Source organism: Bradyrhizobium sp. Kon56 (assembly GCF_055807635.1).
The window spans coordinates 1-19,902 of the sequence record NZ_JBVVOU010000041.1 but is presented as its reverse complement, the minus strand read 5'-3'; the positions used below and the strand labels follow the sequence as shown (position 1 = coordinate 19,902).

Here is a 19,902-nt window from a genome sequence, read left to right as displayed (position 1 = left end):
CCACTCCGTCCCGATGGCGGCAGCAATCGCGCAGCAGTACGACGACGTTATGGCAATCAGATGAGCACCATCTATCATCCGATTTAGCGTGGAAGTGAGTTCAAATCGTGGACTACACTCCAACCGGCTCAGCGATGTGATGCAAAATGGATGCCTTGATGAATTCGCCTACCACCGCCTTCAATCGCAACTCCAGGCGCTTGCGCGTGGCGATCTACGCGCCGCATTTTGCAGAATATTCCTACCGGCTCGCGTCGGGCTTGGCGCGCCATTGCGATGTTCGCCTCGTCCTCAACCGCAAGGATGCGAACCAGCAGTGGGAACTGGCCGATATCGCGGTGACGACACCCTTCAACACAAGGATCCGCGATTTGAGCCTGCGCCGCGCCGGCGCCATCGGCATTCCAGCTTCATTCATGGACATAATTTCGTTTCGTCCAGACGTGGTTCATTGTCACGAAGTTCCGGAAGTCTACACATCCAAGCTGATCCAGTTCCTGCGTCCGCTTGGAATCCCGCTGGTGCTGACCGTTCACGACGCAATTCCTCATTCGGAAGGCGGCTCGGGCACCTCTCCGCGCGAGGACGGCTGGCGCGCGCGCATGCGCGCGGCAGCGTCAGTCGTCACGACGCACGGCGAGAGCTGCATTGCAGATTTCCGCCATGCGTCGCCGGACTTTAGTGGAGAAATCGTCTCCAGCATGCACGGCGTGCTCATGGTGCCCCCGACGCGCGCCGCGGCCATCGAACCCGAATCTGCACGAATCCTGTTTTTTGGGCGGATGTGGGCTTACAAGGGGTTGGACATCTTCATCGATGCGATTGACCTGCTGGACCGGCGCGGCGTGGCGCACGAAGCGATCGTCGCGGGCCGCGGTCCCGAGATGACGCGGCTCGGCGCGCGCATGGAGGCCATGCCGACGGTCAAAACGATCGATGCCTATATCTCGCCCGAGGATACGGGACAATTATTTCAGTCTGCGACCGTGGTCGCCCTGCCCTATAAGGATGCGACGCAGAGCGGCGTGCTGGCGTCTGCTTACGGGAATTCCCGTCCCGTCGTCGCCAGCGCCACCGGTGGCATTCCTGACGTCGTGACAGACGGCGTGAACGGGCTTCTGGTCCCGCCTGGTAATGCTGCCGCCTTGGCCGATGCGCTCGAACGCGTCCTGACCTCGAAATCGTTTACCGCGACATTGACCGACGGTGCACGGCAGACAGCGGCGGGCCAGTTGAACTGGGATCGCATCGCCGATGGCCTGTTGCCATCCTACCGCAAGCTTGCCGGCCGTACCGTGAGCTGATCGTGACTTATATTGCGATCTTCTAGGCGGACTGTTCCATCTTGCTCAATGACCGAAAGAACATGCCGCGGACCGCGCCATCCAACAATCGTCTCAGCCTCACCTCGATCAGCTCGTAGGTGATCGCGCTTGCAACCAGCGACATCAACGATCCCAGCAGGATGAATGCTGCCCACAGCAGCCAACGGTCGACACCGACAGCCACAAGCTTGAGCCCCATCACCTGCAACGGAAACAGGACAAACGGGTGCACGAGATACAGGCTGTAACTTATCTTGCCGACATACTGCAGGGCCGGCGTGCTTAGGGCCCTAGCGAGACCGGAGTCCGGGGCCAGCACCATGGCGAACAGCAAAAGGCCCGGAATAAGACCTACGAACGGGTGAAACAGCACCAGGCTCGCGTACATGGCGACCCCGCACGTCAGGCCCGCCATCAAGCCAAGAGGTCCCGGAATGGAGATGCGCCAACCCGTGGCGCTGAGAAGCATGCCAATGCAGAAGAACGCCGTGATCGGCCAATGCAGGAGACAGGCCACGCCCAGCAAGATCAGGGGCGCCGCCAGCATTCTCCCTCCGATGCGCCACACCGAGAATGTCAGCGCGAACCAGATGTAGAACGCCCATTCATAAGTCAAGGTCCAGGCATTCTGCTGAGCGATGGGCAAGCCGAGAGCGTCCTGCACGAAGAACAGATTGGCCGTGAAGATCGCCAGATAACTGGTCAGATCGATCCCGCGGAAGAATTTGTAGCCCACGATCGGGCCAATCACGAACAGCGCGAGATGCAGCACGACGAACACCGGCATGATGCGCAGGATACGGTCGAAGAAGAACCGTGGCAGCGAGCCGTGCCGCACCAGACTGGCCGGGATCAGGAAGCCGCTGATCATGAAAAACAGCTCGACACCGTGGCCACCGACATTGATCACCGATTGCAGCCAGAGCCAGAGCGGCGGCAGGAAGCCCGGGTCCGGAATGTCGTACACGCCTCCCTTTGGCATGTCGTAGAAATGATCCATCAGCACGCTTAGAGCGGCAATGCCGCGAAGTCCCTGGACGGAGGGAACGAAAGATCCGTCATATCCGGCATTCGGCTGGCGCGTTGTCTCGATCACTCAGCTGCTCCCTGCGCGCTGAGCGCTGGTTCGAGAACGACCGCCCTCCTGCGCTTCGACCGGAACCTTTGGCCGAACGAGATGCTGGGCTTCTCGATGAACGCATATGTCGACCAGCTGACCAGAATTGACAATGCTGCGACCAGCGCGGCGAAAGCGGCCCATCCCAGCGGTCCATCACCGAGCCAGACGAGGCGATGGATCCAGACGATCACGAACGGCGACATCAAATAGACGGAATAGCTGATGGTTCCCACGAACGCCATCGAGCGCCAGGCCATCCTCTCACCGAACGCCGCAAACGCGATGAAGACGAGCGCTGCGCAGACATAAGCCGACCCGATCGAATAGCTGTAGAAGAAGTTCTCCTGATAGACGCCGCCGAACCGCCTCTCCGCCAGCGTGATGGCGAAGATCGCATAGAACACCGTACAAACGGCGACGTGCGGCCATCGCAGCTTTCCGCCGATGACGGTGTCGCGGATGACCTTGCCCAGGAACATCGCCGAAAGGTTCAGCCCAACCTCCATCAGCGACGACACCGTCCTGCTTTCGATCAGAAGTGCTGCGGCGGTCCCGACCAGCGCCGCAGCAATGACAATCGCAACTGCAGTAAAGCGCCGGTTCAGCAATCCCATCGCGAAAAGAATGGTGCATCCGACATAGAACAGGAGCTCGATCGCCAACGTCCAGTAGAAGATCCAGAGGTTCGGGATGTTCACGAAAGTCTGCAGCATCGTCACGTTCGCGATGACCTGCGACAACGGGTAGGCATTGGCCTCCAGCACCTGCATCGTGACGAGCCCGATCACCATCGACGTCCAGTACGCCGGGTAGAGCCGAAAGAAGCGGCTGATCGTGAAATCGCGCACAGGAGTAGCACTGTCCGGAAAACTGAACGGGATGACGAATCCGCTGACGAAGAAGAACAGCACGACTCCGAACCGGCCGAAGTTCATGTAGTAGCCGATCGCATCGTGGAAGACCCAATAATAGGCGCCGGTGGGGTGCTTCTGGACGATCACCTCGAACACGTGCTGGAACAGCACCGCCAACACGGCAATGCCGCGCAGCGTATCGATGAATGCAAGCCGTCTATGCATCGTTTGTCTCACCTGCTTCCACGCGCTGCCGTCCCTGGCATATCTACGCCGAGACCCTCCAATGAGCGGATCGGCCGCGGCAATTCTATCGGAACGGTATCGGCTGCCCGTGCGGAGGTCGCCCGCCGGGAGAATACTTCGCTGAAGCTCAATGCGATGATCAGGAGCCCTGATGCCGGACCGTAGTTCAGGACGGTGATGGTAAACAGGTTGACCACGAAGAGCAGCGTCAGCTTGTAGACGTCGGTCGCTCCGAAGTTGGCGCGGAACACCATCACCATGAATGCGACGAACGGAAGCCCGAACATCAGGTATGTTCCGATGTAGAAGTTGTCGACCGGTACCCAGTACGCCGCGAGCGGCGAGAAAAGCTTCTGCGGATAGTTGAAGCAACCCGCGCCGCAGCCGGTTACCAGACCGATCGGCATCAGCTGGCTCATGTAGACGAACGGCAGCTGCCAGCTGTTATTGATGCGGTCGAGAATGCTGAACAAGGTCGAGTGCGGCACTGCTGCGGTGCCCGATGCGACCACGATCATGAAGAACGGAACGAGGATCGCAGCGAACGACCACAACGCGATCGCGCGGATCGCGGGGAAACGCGACTTCTCCGGCAGCATTCGCACGATCACCAGCAGCACCAGGTACAGCACGAGAACGATCATGGTCGTCTTGCTGGTGGTCAGACGAATGACGTAAACCGCCAGGGAGCCGTACAGAAGGCACCAGAGCGTGCTCTTGCGGATCGACGTGATCGCAAACGACACGAGGATGAAGAATGCGGCCATGGTATTGTCGGCGGCAAAGCCCATCAGGCGCTGATCGTCACCGCCATAGGCCCACCATAGCCGGCCCGCCTCACGCACGGCGCCAAAGGATTCATATTTGTAGCCGACCCAGGGCATGAGGTAGAACTTGGTCAACAACACGCCGATGACGGAGAGATAGAAGGTCACGGCGATGATCGACAGCAGCTTTCGGTAGGAACCCAGGCTCGAATCGCAGAAACAGAATCCGACAAACACCGGCAGCATCATCTTGAAAGCCGAGATCGCGGCGGTCGCAGTGCCCATCATGAAGTAGCCGAGCACCAGCGACAGCATGATCTGCGCGAACACCAGGAGCGCCAGGGTGCTGCGATTGCGCAAAATGCAATGCACGAAGAACTGGGCCAGACACAGCAGCGCGACGCCGTCGGGCAGGTACCAGAGCGTGTCCAGATGAAAGATGCTGGTGTAGTAGCGGATCACGCCGCCGAAGGCGTCTCGGACCAGATAAACCCCGAGCGCGATCGCCTCGATGTTGAGGCTGACCAGCGTGATCTGCGGGCGCTGCAGCGCAAGGGCCGTCATGCTCGCCTCAATTCGTCAGCCGCGCCGATGCCGCCGGAGATGGCGAAAAATCGGGCCGGCTTCCAGGGGCATTCCGAAGCAGCTTACCGCCAAGACTCTCGATGTAGAGATAGCTGAAGTTCGAAACTACCAGTACAGCGGCCAGGGAGATCACGAGATTCAGCGTCGCCGGCAGCCCCGTCCAGATCGAATCGAGCGCCGCGATCGGCCGTGGCCCAAGTGCCCGCACGAAGTACTCCGCGAAGAGCACCACGAGCGCATGCACCATATAGATGGAGTAGGATCTGCGCCCCAGCCACACCAGCGGCCGCGCCACCAGAATCTTCGGCACCAGCAACGCATCCGGAAACGCCAGCAGCGTGCCAAGGAAGGCTGCGAAAACAAGCGGCGCCAGGAAGGTGGTCGCCGGATTGGTCTCTGCGAGGCTGACCAGGACGATACTGGCAATCATGGCGATCAACTGCAGCCCTCCCTGCACGGCAGGGCTCGGCTTGCCTGGCAGCCGACGAACGATCCTGACGGTCAAGACACCGAGGAAGAAGCTCACAAAGCAGCGAAGAATGCCGAAATCGGTCTGGAGTCCCAGACTCCTCTTGTCGAGCACGAAGACGATCACGACAAGACTTGCGACCGCGACGAGCCCGGAGACGGCGTAGAACCACGACAGCGAACGCATGCGCTGGGCCAGCAGGACGATCAGGCCGAACACCAGGTAGGTGTAGAATTCGACACTTATGCTCCAGCTCGGAGCGTTCCAGCTGAGATAGTCGATCAGTCCCACCGAATGCAGGAGAAAGACGTTGAGCAGGAAGGAATAGGCATTGTTCACCTCAAAGGCGGTCGGCGCGGCAACCACGACGCCTGCGGCGACCAAGCCGATACGCAGGAGGCGGAACAGCAGGTTTGCGATCAGCATGACGATGTGAAGCGGATAGACCCGCGCCAAACGCCGCACCATGAATTCGCGCAGCGAGAAGCGTCCGAAGTCGCCCTCGACGTAGCTCAACGACATCACGATGCCACTGAGAACGAAGAACAAGTCGACCAATAGCCACGCGCTTCTGAAGAACGAGCAATTGATCCACGCATTGTGTGGGAATGCCGCGAGAAAGGTCGGCATCAGCAGGAGATGGTGGATCACCACAGATGTCGCGGCGATACCCCGGATGCTGTCGAGCGGCAGGACATGCGCTTTCTCACGATGAACCAACTCCGTCACATCGACATTCCGTAGCTGTTGCACCGCAGCAGTCTGTATCAGGTCTTTGCGTGCTTTCAATCATCACGATCGGGGATTCGCGTATGACGCATGACGACCGGCGATAAATTCAACGCTCTCTGTCATTCGAACATGCGCGCGACAACTTTGCGCCATTTTTGCTGATCGAGGAGCATCGGGACGAACGAACTGACTCGCCGGGGCATGGTCGCGAGCATTTGCGAACAAAGTATGCGCGAAACCCGGCGGTGTTGCGATTTTGCCTGTACAGAAGATGTTTCTTGATCCAGGCGTATCCACGCGCTGCTCGCTGGAAAATTTTCGTGTGTCAATTTCGCGACAAGATTTTTTGCGACCGCCTCATAAATCTTCAAACTGCAAAAATCGCAGGCGCCATTGTGCCGATCTCGCAGGCATTGCAAATCGTACTTGCACAACCGACGAAAGGTAAGGCACTGATGTAGCAATCGATGGCAAGCGCGACCGAATGAAACCCGCTTTTGCATCGCACAAAAATTGACACAGTTGGCTGCCACTCTTCGCGTGTACTGGTTTGCAGCAACGACGAAGGGACACGGATGAGCTGCGAAGTGACGCGTCGTACGAAGCCGAGATGGCAACCCATCATCTTGACGGGATTTGCTCTGATCGCATCGGGCGTCGGTCCGACCCGCGCTCAATGCGTCGGATTCTCGGACCGCGCCTCACAAACCGAACTCGACGCCTTCGTGAAGGCGCCGTCTTCGCTTCTGGAACGGCTACGCAACGACAAAGAGAAGCTGAGGGCTCGCCTTTCTTCATATATCGCGACCAATCCATCGGTGTTGCCGTCGGTGCAGACGCTCATTTCCGAATCGGCTTCCCCCGACCGCTCGACCATCGGCGCGGCGCTGCGGCTCGCAGAAGCGCTGTGCACGTCAACGAAACCGGACGCTGCGCGCAAGATTAGGGATTTCACGCAGCGAGTCGGTGACCTCGCCGTGCAGGCGGGCTATTCCGCGGCGGGAGAAGATGGCTCCAGCGCCCAATTGCAGCCGAGAGACAACAAGCCGACGCAGCCTCGGGGCGGAGCGCTGTTGGAAGGCGAATGGAAGACCAAACTGGCCAATCCATTCAAACCTGTTCCCCTCCCGAATTGATCCTGACCATTAAGGCAGCGAATTTCAGATGTATCAGCCTAGAGAACACTTCCAATCGGGACACCGGTTTGGCATCGAGTTTGGCGGCGCGGTCCTCAGCTTTGACCGTGTCACTGATGTCCTTCGTCGGCAATGGCCGCTGATCGCTGCGGCAGTTGGCGCTTCGCTGGCTCTGGTCGTCGTCTATCTGGTTCTGGCAAAGCCGATGTATACGGCAAACGCCCGTATCATGATGGACACCCGGCAAACCCAGGTTCTGGACAAGGACAGCGGGACCAACAGCGCTCTGATCGACACTGGCTATGTCGACAGCCAGGTCGAAGTCATCAATTCTGACGATCTTATCCTGTCAATCGTTCGCCGCCTGCGGCTCACCGAGGATCCGGAATTCAACGGATCCAATCCAGGACTTCTCGCCGTCGTTACCGGCAAGATCATGTCAGTGTTCGAATCCGGCGAACCGCCCACACAGGAGCGGATCGAACATGCCGTGGTCGAATCGATTCAAAAGAGTCTGAGGGTTGAGCGCGTCCTGACCACATACGTCTTGTCGCTCAATTATCGCGCACACAGCCCGGACAAGGCAGTCAAGATCGTAAATGCGATCGCCGATGCCTACATCGTGGGTGCACTGGAAGCAAAATACCAGTCCACTAAACGGGCGACCGAATGGCTCCAGCAGCGGAGCGTCGAGCTCAGCGAGCAGGCGACGGCCAGCGACCGCGCGGTGCAAACCTTCAAGGCAGAGCACAATATCGTCGGAACCAGCCGCGGCCTCATGTCCGAGCAGCAATTGTCGGACTTGAATACACAGCTGGTTCAGGCGCGGGCGGCCACGGCCGAAGCCAAGGCGCGCCTCGATCGGATCGAAGCGATTTCCGACCAAGACCTCGCCCAACCCACCGTGACGGACGCCCTTAACAACTCGGTCATTACGCGCCTGCGCGCCCAGTACCTCGATTTACAGGCCCAATATGCCGATTGGTCAAGGCGTTACGGCAAGACCCATCTTGCAGCGGTCAATTTGGCCAACAAGATGGAGGAACTGCGCAAGAATATCGCCGATGAGCTTCATCGGATTGGGGACGCTTATCGCAGCGACTACGAGATCGCAAAAAGCCGAGAGGCTTCTCTCGATAAGAACGTGAAAGAGCTGGTCGCCCAGGCGGGTCACACCGGCCAGGCAGAAGTCAAGCTGCGCGATCTCGAAAGCGCGGCCGACACCTATCGCAATCTCTACAACAACTTCCTGGAGAAGCTGCAAAGCGCCACCCAAAATCAGAGCTTCCCGCTCAGCGAGGCACGCCTGATCAGCACCGCGACCAAGCCTGATCGCAAAAGCTCGCCGCGGACGGTTTTGGCCCTGGTGGGAGGCTTGGTCGGCGGCCTCTGCCTCGGCTTCGGCGCCGCCTTTGCGCGCGAGCTCCTCAACGACGTCTTGCGGACCCCCGGAGAGGTCGAGGACGAACTCGGCGTGAAGTGTCTTGGCGTTCTCCCAGATATTCGCCCGCCGACAAAGACGCGCGCGTTGCTTTCGGCATCCGCGAAAGCCGACGAAGCGGGACTATCCCGCTATGTCGTCGATCATCCGTTCTCGCGGTTTGCGGAAACGTTGCGCAACATCAAGGTCTCAATCGACGTTGCGCGCATGACCCGAGAGATCAAGGTCATCGGCATTGTATCGTCGCTGCCAAAGGAAGGAAAAACGACAGTCGCGGCCAATTTCGCTCAGTTGATTGCCATGACAGGTCACCGCACCATCCTCATCGACGGCGACCTGCATACGCGCTCACTCACACGGGAACTCGCGCCGAACGCCAACAGCGGACTGGTCGAGGCCCTCAGTGATCCCACGGGCTTCAGCTATCACGTGCAACGAAGCAAGGAGACCGGTCTCGATTTCCTGCCGTCCATCGTTGCTTCGCGCATGGTCAATTCGGCCGACGTCATCGCATCGAGGCCAATGGCCGACCTGCTCGCGATGCTCCGGGAACACTACGAATATATCATTATCGATCTTGCGCCTGTGATGCCGGTGGCGGACTCAAAAGCGTTCAGCGTCCTCATCGATGCAATGGTCTATGTGATCGAATGGGGAGCAACCACGCGAGCTGCGCTTCAAGAATCAATTTCGGGATCGGAGATCCTTCAGAAGAAGCTGCTGGGTGCTGTCCTCAATCGCGCCAACCCGAAGATGCTTGGACGCATCGAGGCGTATAAGGGTAAGCACCGCAACAGCTATTACGTCGAACATTCCTAGAGCGAGGGGCGCAGCAAGCCGCACAGTCCGCGGCTGCGCCCCTAGCGCAGGCCCCGACCTGCTGACGGCCGCCGCGGAGCCTTCCGAAGAGACTGCAGGGACCCACTTTTCGGTCCCATCGTCTGCAGGAGCCGACCGAAACGGGCCGTCGGAAATTCGCAGCCGTGGGGCGGGACGCCAGGCGGGGCGAAGATGCGTCAGCGGGGCTCTATTTGAGTTCCGGGGCCGCGACGACGTCGGAACCAACCGGCCAAGTGACCCCATCGTCGGGCTCCGATACGCGCCCAATCCCCGTATTCATCCGGAATCCACAAATGCCGATCTCTGCCATAGCCCAAGGCATGGATTGACGACGGCGATCCGGACGAAAGATAGTAGATAGTGACGTGTTGCCTGCACAAACCTGCCCCCGGCACGAAGGGCTGTTGATCGTGACCGCAACCTGGACTGCCGAATCTTTGAGCACCTTTCCTTCCGAGGTTCAGGGGGCTAACGTGCGCTCATACTCTTCGCATTTTTTCGGCAGGTTCGGATGGTGATTGCTCTTATTGTCCTGAGCATCTGGGTGTTGCTCAATATTCTTTTCGTGTTGATCGTGGTTCCCCCGCGTAAGGCCCGCCGGGGATCCCGACCGCTGGCGACCACTCTCGCGCCTGCCCCGCTCGATCCGAATCGCCGAGAGCTCGAGCATGACGAGCCTTTTTCGCTTCGTCACGTCGTTGCCTCAGTCGCCATAGGAGCGTTCTTCGTCCTTGTGCCGCCAATGCTTGCGCTGCGGGACGCCGTCCTTCGTCTCTTCAAGAAGACCCCCGGCAACGGAAGCTGACGGCCGATGAGTGCCGCCGCCACCTAGGCGGCTCCTACTAATAGGCCTCCTGGAACAGGACCGTCGAGGCCGTACGCGCCATGATCTTCAGATCCAGCCAGATACTCCAATTGCTGACGTACCAGACGTCATATTCCACCCTTTTTTCCATCAAGTCGATCGTCGGGGTTTCTCCCCGGAAGCCGTTGACCTGAGCCCAGCCTGTCAGGCCCGGCTTCATGTGGTGGCGGTAGACGTATTTGCTGATGAGTTCATCGTAGTAATTGTCATGGGCGAGCGCATGCGGGCGCGGCCCGACCAGGGACATGTCGCCGCGCAAGACATTCCAAAGCTGCGGCAACTCGTCGATGCTTGTCATGCGAAGGAAACGCCCGATCTTGGTGACCCGAGCATCCCGTTTGGTGGCCTGGGTAATCGTCTGGCCGTCCTCGCAGACCGTCATGGTCCGAAATTTCCATATCTCGAACGGCTTGCCGTTGAACCCTCGGCGCGACTGGCGGAAGATGGCAGCTCCCGGCGATCCGAGCTTGATCAGAACGGCGACTGTCAGCAGCAGCGGTGCAAGTATGACGAGCGCCAACAAGGCCACCCCTACATCAAGACAGCGCTTTTGGAAACGCTCGAAAACACTGAGCGGCGGCCGCTGAATCTCGACCGCTACGGTCCCGCTGACTGGCAGGAATGGGCGCGACACGAGGTCGGCGATTGAATCATCCGGCAGAAGGCGTACCGGTTGGGGCACCGCGCGCAGGAAGGGCCCGATCTTTCGGAGCATCGGCAATTCGTTCCAATCGATCGCTAGAAGATATTCATCGACGTCCGCCTGGCGCGATTGCCGAATGACATCGCGAATCTGTCGCTCCCAATGGCCGTCGCCGCTGTCGATCCCAAGCACGAAATGACGCATGACGTCGAAACCGTTTCTGCGCAAATCCTTGAAGCGGCTTGAGGTGAAATCGAGCGGCTTCAGGCTCAACAGGATCACCTTGCGATCGACCAAGCGGCTTCTGGCATAGTTTGTCGCGAGTACGAACTGCCAGACAAAGCGCAGACTGATCAATCCGGCGCCTCCGATTGCAGCAAAAATGATCACTGTGCCGCGAGACAGATTGTCCGTGGATTTGAGCAGAAATGCCGCCATAGCGAGGATCGTCAGCGACGCCAACCAGATGAAGACGGCCTTGCGCAGCTGCCAGACCAGATTCAGCAAGCGGTGCGTGGCGTAGACGTCCTGGGAATATGCGACCGCGACGAACACAACGCCGACAATCAATCCTGCCCCCATCGACGCGCCGTCGCCAGTGGAGGCAAGCGCAACATTGTAGAGCGCCGCCCCTGCACCATAACTGAGCAGGATCAGCAGCAGGTCGGCAGCGATGATGACGATCTGAAAAGGCCGCTGAAGAGCCGTGCCGCGCGTTGACGACAGTGCACCAGCGCCTTCAGAACCATAAGTTGCAACAGCCATTCGAACCTCTGCTATCGAGAATGCTTGACGCTGATCCGTGATGCTGAAGATCCGTCACTTCCCCGAACGCAAACTGTGAAGTGATCACAGCGATATTGTGGCGCTGCACGCGAAACTTTTGCGATGCATGAATGCATCGCGTTTTGTTGAGAGGTCATGGGCGCGGAAGACCTACGTCACAGTGCTGACACACGATCGAAACTCGCTGCCCTATTTTGAATCAGGTTCCGCGTCGAATTCGCTGGGGCGCCTGCGTGAAGCGATAGCAGCTCATCTTTGATGCGCCTGTTGCCCACATTGAGTGACTCCGCAACCGATGTGATTCGATTAGTAGAAGTCCGATGAATTACGATCTAGAGCTGTATCCGCCCAGCTGTCTTCAGCGAGGCAGGCATCTTCCCGCGGCCGGGCGCGATGCAGCCCACGGCAGAGTTGCCTGATTTGCTCAGCGCGCGCCGACAAGCTAAGCAAGCGAATACCCTCCTTTCCTTCGGCGCAATCGGGCTGTCTGAGAGGCGACACCCTTCAATAAGGTCCGGCCGCGGACCGACTTGGCGAAACTGTCCCCACCACCTCACCGAGTGTGCGCGCCATGACATCTTTTGCCCAATCACACCCGCCGATTCATAGGCCGCAACTGCCGGATGGCGTCCGAATTTACGCGATCTCGGATATTCATGGCTGCTCGCATTTGCTGCAGCCCATGCTGCGGGTCATCGACGCCGACTTGGCCCACAGTCGGCCACGCTATGCGATCGAGGTGTTCATGGGCGACTATGTCGATCGCGGCCCGGACACGCGCGCCACGCTTGACCTCTTGGTCGAACGAAGCCGGCGGGGAAACTCGATTTTTCTCAAGGGAAACCACGAGGCATTTTTAGTGAGGGTTTTCGAAGACCCTTCGTTGTTTGAAGATTGGCTTCGCATCGGTGGCGCCCAGACACTCATGTCCTATGGACTCGCGCCGCCAGACCTGAAGCGCGACGACCCAGCGTCGATCATGCGCGATTTGATCCGCGCAATGCCGGGTGAGCATCTGGAGTTCCTGGACGAACTACGGCTTAGCTTTACCTGTGGAGATTTTTTCTTCGTCCACGCCGGCGTTCGCCCGGGTGTCCCCTTGGCCGAGCAAAGCGAAAGCGACCTGCTTTGGATTCGCGAAGAGTTCCTTCAGAGTGAGGAGCAGTTCGGCAAATATATCGTTCATGGTCACACGCCGGTGCGCACCGCCGAAGTTCTGGCAAACCGGGTCAACATCGATACGGGCGCCTACGCGACGGGCAATCTAACTCTCATGAGCATACAAGGCAGCCGGATGCTCGCGGTATGACTGCCCAGGATATGACTAGCCTGGGAATGTCTCCCGATTCGTCGGGAAGATTGTTCCTGAAGCCAATGGAATGCCTCGGCGGTCACGAGCTAAGAGCATCACCTAGTTGAGCACGAGTGGCATTTCCCCTCCAGCCCGCGTGTCGGCCATCCAGTTGCGCCAGGCCCGCTCATGCTTGGCGTAGAGCTCCAGCCATCGTTGTCCCGGCTTGTTCTGATCGAAGCGAAGGCCAGGGCCGAGGGGCGCGTCGGGCTTGTCCAACGTCTCGAACTCGATGGTTTCCGCGATCGTCAAACCGAAAAGGACACGCTGTCCTGTACCGTCCACGATGTACCGTCGCGGTGCGTCCCTCATCGGCTGGGTCATGTTCTGTGTCGCCTATGGTCGTGAGAACAAAGGTGTCGCCCGCACGCTGGACGAGGCCTAAAAGGCACGTCGGACGCGCCCGAATGCCGAGCTGGGAGTCGATCGGGCTGTTCTGCGCGAGGTACCGGAGGGTTCGTTCGTCGTCGTTCGTTGCGACCGCCGGGGACGCAGCGCATAGACCGACATGACGCCGGCGCAGAAGATCAAGGCGAAGACAAATGCAGAAGCCATAGGAGTCGTCCCTGAATAGTGCAGTGCTCATCAAGAGTGAGCAGTGTGTCGACATCATGATTCCTGATGATCTTGGTGGCTCTCCTGCTGCCAAAAGATTGCCCACGCGTGATCGTGTCCTGAGCAGCAGCATCTGAGTTGTCTGATAGCGCGATCTTTTGGCCGGACGCACCGACACGGATGGTCACCTTCAAATCTGTTCTGTCCCGTCCAGGTGGATTCGCGCACCTGAAGAGCTGGATTTCGCAGCCATTCTATGGAACGATGCGCTTGCAACCTTTTAGAGGCCGTCGCATTATTTCTCGCCCATTTCGAGAGGGATTGATCCAATGAACTTCCGCACCCTTGCTCCATCCATTGCTCTTTCTGTTCTTGGCCTTGCTTTGATAACGACCGCAGCTTCAGCCGCGGAGCTCGCGCTTGCTCCTGCGCATCATCGGTCGGCCCACCTCCGAACCGGTTACGTGTTTTGGGATGATGTCTACCCGCCTGCGATCTATGGCCCCAACCTTCGCTCTGTCGAGGAAGTCGCCGCGCTCAAGGCGGAGGCCCGGCCTGTGTCGCAACGCTGGTGGGGGTATTGGTACGCTCGGTGAACGGCACAGCGTTTAGCGACCAGCCGCGTTCACCCATGAATCGCCGCAACACCGGGCAGCCGGTGGCGGCGATTTTGTTTGAGCTTGCCTGGCCGATCCAACCATGATCACCGCATGGGCGGCAGCATGAGGCCCAAAACAGCGGCGGCAAGCCTATGTTTTATCGCGGGATACTGGCTGCAAGCGCATGCTGCGGCCGCAGGTGAATGCGCCTTGCGGCCCGAGCGCTTCGTACTGCTTTCCGACACCGTGTATTGGGTTGTTTCAATCCCAGCCGGCACGGAATGCCTGCAAGGCCTGCGCGGCAGAACTCAGCTTCTGGATGAAGTTAAACTGGCAGAGGCGCCCAGTGCCGGTCATGTGACGATCGTCGGCCCGTCATTTCGCTACCAAGCCCCCTCACGTCCAGGGACTGACCGGTTTCGAATTGCGGTGTCGGGCGAAAACCGCAGGCAGCGCGGATCCTCGATCATCGCTGTGGAAGTGACCGTCAGATAGGGCCGTGCCGACTGGCGAGGAAGCGGAGCCGGAGCGCTGTCGCTGCACTGGACGGCTCGATGGAGAAATTGAGGCAGCCCCAGCCCGTGCCGCCTAAACTCAGTTCCGTCGCGGAAGGATCCTCACGGAAGGCTGCTGCCGATTGCCGGCAAGCTTTCGAGGTCCCGTCGGAACGCTGCTACTTCGCCTGCGCACCCCGGTCCCAGGGCCGCTTGCCATCCGCGCCCCTGTCCCACGGCCGCGCGGTCGGGGCGTCCTTCTCCTGCGTGGCGGCCTGCGCACGATCGGCCTGAACCCGTTCGCGATCGGTCAATGGGGCCTTCGGGGCTAGCGGTTCGGGCTGCGCCAAGGCCGGCGTCGCGATGAGCAGCATCGCCAAAATCAATTTTTTCATCCCCGGCCTTAACACACTGGCCGCAGGCTGTCCGATCTATTCGGAGCCATAGCTCGAAGGAAAAGGCCCACAACGGTGGGCCTTTCGGTGAGAGCTGATGAATAGATCGCCCTATTTCTGATCTTCGTTGCTGGTGCCTGATCCGGGGCTTCCGATCGGCAAACCATTAGCTGAATGACCAACCCCGGAGTTACGCTCGGCTTGCGCGGCGGCCGGCGTCTTTCCGTTCGCGGTTGGGGGTTGGACGTTCGGATTGTTCTGGCTGGGGTTGGGGCTGCTCGTGTTCACGTTAGCGCCGGTGGTGGTGCCTTGAGTCCCTATGCCGGAAGGAGCCGAGGGGCCCGAGGTCGCGCTGCTCGACGAGGTGCCTGTCCCAGCACCAGAGCTTGCCGCCGAACCCGCGCCGCCGCCGGCTCCCCCACCCGAGCCGCCACCGCCTTGGGCGAACGCCGTCGACGAGAATGCTATGCAGGCAAGGGCAACGAACAGCGGTTTGCGGATCATGGATGCGTCTCCCTGAGCTTGAACAGCAATCACGACAGACGCTGGAAGTTCCTTCGCTGCCGCGGTCCGAATTCCCTGCGAACAGGGAATTTTACAGGGAAAGCGCGCCTGCGGTGAGGCCGCCATCCCATGAAAATGCGAACATTTGCCTTGAAACTCGGTGCGTCCGGGGCGCGATCCACCAAATCCGAACAGGGAATTTATCGCTAGTGAACAGGGAATTTGCGTGCAAACGGCTGGACGAAACAGGCGATGTGCGGGCTACGGATCCGTGCCGCATGCCGTGGCGCGAATAGCGCAAGCATCGCCTGTGGATCACCGCCAGTGCAGGGGCGGCGTCTGCGCACGGCGAGGAATCGCGAACAGTCGCCGAATTTAACTGGCAGCAGGGCCCTTCTAGGCTGTGTACTCATTAAGCAGCTGGCCGCGTTATGTCCGCACTTTCGGCAGAGCAACCTAAGCGTGCTGGCCTGGGGCCTCCTGACGGACAACGCCCGCATGTCCGTTGAGGGCAAAAGCGTCGCTCTGGCGGACGGCGGCAAACTTCCGGCTTTACCCCAATCAACCGACGGATAATTGCACCGTGTCAACGGAAGCGCCGGGCCAAAAGACGTGCACGCCCCACACCGCCGAAGACGTCAGCTAGGAAGCCAAGAGCAAGCGCTGCCGGAACCATCACCGGTTGATCATCCCGCAGGGCCCCGCTCGCCGAGTCGCACAACGGGCGTGAATAGTATGATGTATGCAAGATCCTGCTTGCGCGGCGAGACGCCGGCAGCGTCTCCGCAAATGTCCGTGCTTGATCTCGACTAATGGCTCTGTTTGGATAGTTGCCTTTCGGCAACTCATAATTCGGATAATCCTAGTGAATGAAATAGATGGACGCGGCCGTTCAGTGAGGGCTCTTTCACAAGAAAGCATCGGGACCGTCAACCGCACTGGCATCGGGAATCGGCTACTGGCAGCGCTGCCGCCAGCGGATCTCAGCTTGCTCACGCCCTACTTCCAGAGGATCTCGTTTGAGCCAGATGCGGTTCTGGTGCGCTCGGGCGATGAGATGGACCCGGTCTATTTTCCCCATAGCGGCGCAATCGCCTTCATGCTCGATATGCCGGACGGGCAAACGGTCGCAACCACCTTGATGGGACGGGAAGGCGCTTTGGCCTCTTTCTCCGTACTCGGCCCATCGCTTTCATCCGTGACCGCGATTGCACGCATCGCTGGCACAGCATCATTGATTTCCGCCGCCAAATTTCGGGATGCCTATGCGCAAAGCGCAGCCATCAGGAATGTCGTTCAGCTCCACGCCCGCGCGGTGTTATTGCAACTCCAGCACGTAGCCGCTTGCAACGCGCTGCACCGGGTGGATGGCCGCATGGCGCGGTGGCTTCTGCAGCTTCACGACCGCGTTCCCGATGACCTCCTTCCGGTGACGCAGGAGGCGCTTGCGCAATTGCTTGGGGTGCGGCGGACGACAGTGACTCTGACGATGAGCAAGCTGCGCGCGGCCGGCGCCGTCCCCTCCGACCGGCGCGGGTTTATCGAGATCGACCGGGTGCGGCTCGAGCGCGTTGTATGCGACTGCTATGCGCTCATGCAGCGCAAGATCGATCGGATGTATTGCCAGGAATTGTCGGCGCCCCAGCCTACCCGTGCGCCGTTCCGGGAAAGCGCCATCGTCTCGTCCGGCGGAGCGAGTGGTGAATCCAGAGCCGTTTCGCAGAAATAGAGACCATGCGATAGCCGCCTTCGGTCAGAAGCTGCCATTAGGTAGCAGGCCGGCGCAGGTCCGCAACGGGACATGAGCCGACTTCGCTCCAAGCAGCGATACTTGTCAGGCTCCTTAGCGGCCGTAGGGGAAGCAGCGGTGGCGATCGAGTGTGAGACCGAAATGCGCTCCTAGCGCAGCGATGGCCGCATCCTGCTCAGGATAAGGATCGGCATTGCATGCGGCAACGATGATGATCCGGAACCCGCCGCGATCCTTGCCACCCGGTGGCAGCATCGCTGTAGCCAGTGGATTACCCTCCCTGTCACGCAACGTGAGGAAAAGCGGCATCTCTCGCTGTACATGGGCCTCGAGGCCGATGTCGCGCTCGATCGCGTTGGGCTGCTCCGGACGCCAGGATTGGACTGCCTTCTCTCGCTCGCGGCAGAAATATTTCTCGACTGTGTGGCGCATCAGGCGCGACTCTTGCACCGCTTCACCTTCCGTTTCGATACGGAACCAAGTCTTACCCTTCGGCGTGTCGCAAACATACTGCATTTCGCCCATCCTGATCGCCGCAATTCTAGGGCGGCGGGCCCGCAAAGCCAGAATGTCATTCTCGTCGCGTTTCGATCTTTGCGTTTTTACACAGCCAGGGTCAATCGCGTCACTTTGGCCGCGTGCCGTTCTCTACCGGTCTACCCCTGTGAACGGATATCGTCAGACCGCTTCGGCATGTCTCAATGGGCCAACAGGCGACATGGTACCACCACAGCCGGCACTTGGCCGGGATCGATACTTCACGCCTTTTTGGTAAACCAAATCGTTGGAGCTTTCGCTACTCCCGCATTCTGCATGGCATTCTTCAATTCAGCACTCTCCGCGAAGGCTTGCGCAGCTTCAATCGTGGCAAACTCGTGAGTTACTGTGATGTCATTGGGATTTTCGACTGCTCGGTAGACAGCCTCGGCTGTTACGCCCTTCGTCTTCTGAACCGAAGCAAAATCGTCGTAAACTTTCCGCCAGGTCTTGTAGTCGGAAACCGTGTGTCTGACAAACATAGTCGTCATCAGATGTTCCTCCCAGACTGGTCGTAGCAATCTTTCCACGAACGCTTGAAACAGCACTTCCAGTAGCACCAGTATAATACCGGCCACCGCTGGGAGCTATTTCATTTCCGGGTTGCACTGATGGCATCGGACCCTTGCCCTTTGTCCGATAAAACTGAGGCGTGCTGCCACTTCGCTGATGGGCTAGCTCCGGGCGGTCTTGCGGGAGCAGCATCATCGCCTCCGCACTCGACGCCAATAGGTCGTGGCCGCACACTTACTGCGACCCGCCACAGGACCAGTCAGTGACACTGACTTTCGTATTCAGTTGGTCGCAGTGTGAAGTTGCTGACGCCGGGTCCGAACTTCAGGCCTAAGCAAACTGAGGCATTATGCCTCTTGGGCGAAACACCCATTTCTAGGGCGCGTCCGTTCTCGTAGAATGTGGTCGCCCTTGAAGCGGGATGTGCCGAAGTCACCGTTCGGGCCGAACGAGCAGTACTAGCGCTGTCGGCAGGTACGCTACCCTAAGAGACCGCCCCCCTTTTCGGTTTCACACCACGATTTCACATTCCACACGCGCGCAGCTTTTGCGGCGGCTTGTTGCAAGTAACCCAGGGAGAAAAGCGATGAGCAAGATCGATCGAAGGTCTGCATTGACATTCGGGTTGGCAGCGGCATCGGCGGCCATGATAAAGCCCGCCGCCGCTCAAACGACGGGCTACAAGGACACAACTCCGTGGCCAGGTGTGGTGGTGCGTGAGTATGATGGCGAGACACCATCGCTGATCCCGGGTTTTAAGACCGTCTCAATGCGCGACATCATCATGCAGCCGGGATCGAAGACCATGGGGCCCCCGATGATGAATGCCATGGTCTGCCATATCACCGAAGGAGAGCTTCGGCTTGAGCAGGACGAAAAGACCTTTACCGGCAAGAAGAATTTTGTCTGGACCTGCAACAAGGACACAAAGGAGCAGGCGTTCAATGATGGGAACGTGGTCGCGATTATGCGGATCACGGACCTAAAGGCTTAAGGTGCGTTTCTTCGCAAAAAAAACGATTGTAGTTGCGAATGGCGCACGCGACGGCGCACCGATCGCGTCGGTTTGCCCTCTGACGTGACTTCCTGGTTGCGCCGAACTCTAGATATGTCGCTGCGCCAACCGACGCGAGACAAACGTCTAAGGGCTAGTTGGCGGACGATATGAAATCGACGAGCGCCCCGCCAATTGGTCGGGGTCTCAATTCAAGACTACTGCAACATGAAGAGAGAGAGAGAGAGAGAGAGAGGGAGGCCGATGTCTGAATTGGGGTCACAAGCGGTCCTCGACCGGCCTGCTCTCGACAGGTCGGCTATGGGCCGATTTTGTTGCAAAAGTCGGTTGAGACAAGTCACGAACCGTGATTCCGTTGTGTTGACGCGAATCTCGGCGAG

At 59.2% G+C, this 19,902-nt stretch carries 19 protein-coding genes; 9 read left to right on the top strand and 10 right to left on the bottom strand.

Annotated features, from left to right (window positions below; genetic code table 11):
- Nucleotides 1-206: 206 nt before the first annotated feature.
- Entirely contained in the window at nucleotides 207-1,304 is a 1,098-nt protein-coding gene (locus AC0L3B_RS34825) for a glycosyltransferase family 4 protein (RefSeq protein WP_473382012.1), read from the top strand.
- A 22-nt stretch (nucleotides 1,305-1,326) separates the two neighbouring features.
- Here AC0L3B_RS34825 and AC0L3B_RS34820 read toward each other — a convergent pair whose 3' ends face one another.
- The 4 genes from AC0L3B_RS34820 to AC0L3B_RS34805 are packed head-to-tail and all read right to left on the bottom strand — an operon-like array spanning nucleotide 1,327 to nucleotide 6,095.
- A complete protein-coding gene (locus AC0L3B_RS34820) occupies nucleotides 1,327-2,421 on the bottom strand; it encodes an acyltransferase family protein (protein ID WP_247475258.1) in 1,095 nt (364 codons plus the stop codon).
- The gene (locus tag AC0L3B_RS34815) at nucleotides 2,418-3,524 is read right to left on the bottom strand and encodes an acyltransferase family protein (protein WP_247475257.1); all 1,107 of its coding nucleotides are present in this window, start codon (nucleotides 3,522-3,524) and stop codon (nucleotides 2,418-2,420) included. The genes AC0L3B_RS34820 and AC0L3B_RS34815 overlap by 4 nt, the downstream gene beginning before the upstream one ends.
- Nucleotides 3,525-3,532: 8 nt before the next feature.
- Nucleotides 3,533-4,876, bottom strand: coding sequence for a hypothetical protein (locus tag AC0L3B_RS34810; protein ID WP_018458856.1), 1,344 nt, complete (start codon nucleotides 4,874-4,876; stop codon nucleotides 3,533-3,535).
- 7 nt (nucleotides 4,877-4,883) lie between these two features.
- Nucleotides 4,884-6,095, bottom strand: coding sequence for an acyltransferase family protein (locus tag AC0L3B_RS34805; protein WP_247299651.1), 1,212 nt, complete (start codon nucleotides 6,093-6,095; stop codon nucleotides 4,884-4,886).
- A gap of 281 nt (nucleotides 6,096-6,376) precedes the next feature.
- On the opposite strand from AC0L3B_RS34805, the gene AC0L3B_RS34800 reads away from it, so the two are divergent.
- From AC0L3B_RS34800 to AC0L3B_RS34785, 4 genes are all read left to right on the top strand, one after another.
- Nucleotides 6,377-6,559 carry a hypothetical protein gene (locus tag AC0L3B_RS34800; protein WP_247299654.1) on the top strand — a complete coding sequence of 61 codons (183 nt, stop codon included), beginning with the start codon at nucleotides 6,377-6,379 and terminating at the stop codon, nucleotides 6,557-6,559.
- A 114-nt stretch (nucleotides 6,560-6,673) separates the two neighbouring features.
- Nucleotides 6,674-7,234 carry a hypothetical protein gene (locus AC0L3B_RS34795; protein ID WP_231188831.1) on the top strand — a complete coding sequence of 187 codons (561 nt, stop codon included), beginning with the start codon at nucleotides 6,674-6,676 and terminating at the stop codon, nucleotides 7,232-7,234.
- A gap of 28 nt (nucleotides 7,235-7,262) precedes the next feature.
- Nucleotides 7,263-9,494 (top strand): AAA family ATPase, encoded by a 2,232-nt coding sequence (locus tag AC0L3B_RS34790; RefSeq protein ID WP_247299656.1) that lies wholly within the window; start codon nucleotides 7,263-7,265, stop codon nucleotides 9,492-9,494.
- Nucleotides 9,495-10,026: 532 nt separating this feature from the next.
- The gene (locus tag AC0L3B_RS34785; RefSeq protein WP_473382005.1) at nucleotides 10,027-10,320 is read left to right on the top strand and encodes a hypothetical protein; all 294 of its coding nucleotides are present in this window, start codon (nucleotides 10,027-10,029) and stop codon (nucleotides 10,318-10,320) included.
- A 37-nt stretch (nucleotides 10,321-10,357) separates the two neighbouring features.
- Here the strand turns inward: AC0L3B_RS34785 and AC0L3B_RS34780 are convergent, their stop codons facing one another.
- Nucleotides 10,358-11,788 carry an undecaprenyl-phosphate glucose phosphotransferase gene (locus AC0L3B_RS34780; protein ID WP_018458862.1) on the bottom strand — a complete coding sequence of 477 codons (1,431 nt, stop codon included), beginning with the start codon at nucleotides 11,786-11,788 and terminating at the stop codon, nucleotides 10,358-10,360.
- Nucleotides 11,789-12,380: 592 nt separating this feature from the next.
- Here AC0L3B_RS34780 and AC0L3B_RS34775 point away from each other — a divergent pair.
- Complete coding sequence (locus AC0L3B_RS34775) at nucleotides 12,381-13,118, top strand: metallophosphoesterase family protein (RefSeq protein WP_026233678.1); 738 nt, start codon at nucleotides 12,381-12,383, stop codon at nucleotides 13,116-13,118.
- A 102-nt stretch (nucleotides 13,119-13,220) separates the two neighbouring features.
- Here AC0L3B_RS34775 and AC0L3B_RS34770 read toward each other — a convergent pair whose 3' ends face one another.
- Nucleotides 13,221-13,484, bottom strand: a complete 264-nt coding sequence (locus AC0L3B_RS34770) for a hypothetical protein (protein WP_018458864.1) — start codon at nucleotides 13,482-13,484, stop codon at nucleotides 13,221-13,223.
- A 941-nt stretch (nucleotides 13,485-14,425) separates the two neighbouring features.
- Between AC0L3B_RS34770 and AC0L3B_RS34765 the strand changes: the two genes are divergently transcribed.
- The gene (locus AC0L3B_RS34765; RefSeq protein WP_143274130.1) at nucleotides 14,426-14,809 is read left to right on the top strand and encodes a hypothetical protein; all 384 of its coding nucleotides are present in this window, start codon (nucleotides 14,426-14,428) and stop codon (nucleotides 14,807-14,809) included.
- A gap of 178 nt (nucleotides 14,810-14,987) precedes the next feature.
- Here the strand turns inward: AC0L3B_RS34765 and AC0L3B_RS34760 are convergent, their stop codons facing one another.
- Complete coding sequence (locus tag AC0L3B_RS34760; protein WP_018458866.1) at nucleotides 14,988-15,203, bottom strand: hypothetical protein; 216 nt, start codon at nucleotides 15,201-15,203, stop codon at nucleotides 14,988-14,990.
- A gap of 111 nt (nucleotides 15,204-15,314) precedes the next feature.
- Entirely contained in the window at nucleotides 15,315-15,707 is a 393-nt protein-coding gene (locus tag AC0L3B_RS34755; RefSeq protein WP_473382002.1) for a hypothetical protein, read from the bottom strand.
- Nucleotides 15,708-16,602: 895 nt separating this feature from the next.
- Here AC0L3B_RS34755 and AC0L3B_RS34750 point away from each other — a divergent pair.
- Entirely contained in the window at nucleotides 16,603-17,436 is an 834-nt protein-coding gene (locus tag AC0L3B_RS34750; protein WP_473382025.1) for a Crp/Fnr family transcriptional regulator, read from the top strand.
- A gap of 114 nt (nucleotides 17,437-17,550) precedes the next feature.
- Here the strand turns inward: AC0L3B_RS34750 and AC0L3B_RS34745 are convergent, their stop codons facing one another.
- Both AC0L3B_RS34745 and AC0L3B_RS34740 read right to left on the bottom strand, forming a co-directional pair.
- Nucleotides 17,551-17,982, bottom strand: a complete 432-nt coding sequence (locus AC0L3B_RS34745; protein ID WP_018460247.1) for a hypothetical protein — start codon at nucleotides 17,980-17,982, stop codon at nucleotides 17,551-17,553.
- Nucleotides 17,983-18,215: 233 nt separating this feature from the next.
- Nucleotides 18,216-18,485, bottom strand: coding sequence for a cyclase (locus AC0L3B_RS34740; RefSeq protein WP_026233982.1), 270 nt, complete (start codon nucleotides 18,483-18,485; stop codon nucleotides 18,216-18,218).
- Between the two features lie 608 nt (nucleotides 18,486-19,093).
- On the opposite strand from AC0L3B_RS34740, the gene AC0L3B_RS34735 reads away from it, so the two are divergent.
- Nucleotides 19,094-19,501, top strand: coding sequence for a hypothetical protein (locus AC0L3B_RS34735; RefSeq protein WP_085349974.1), 408 nt, complete (start codon nucleotides 19,094-19,096; stop codon nucleotides 19,499-19,501).
- Nucleotides 19,502-19,902 lie beyond the last annotated feature (401 nt).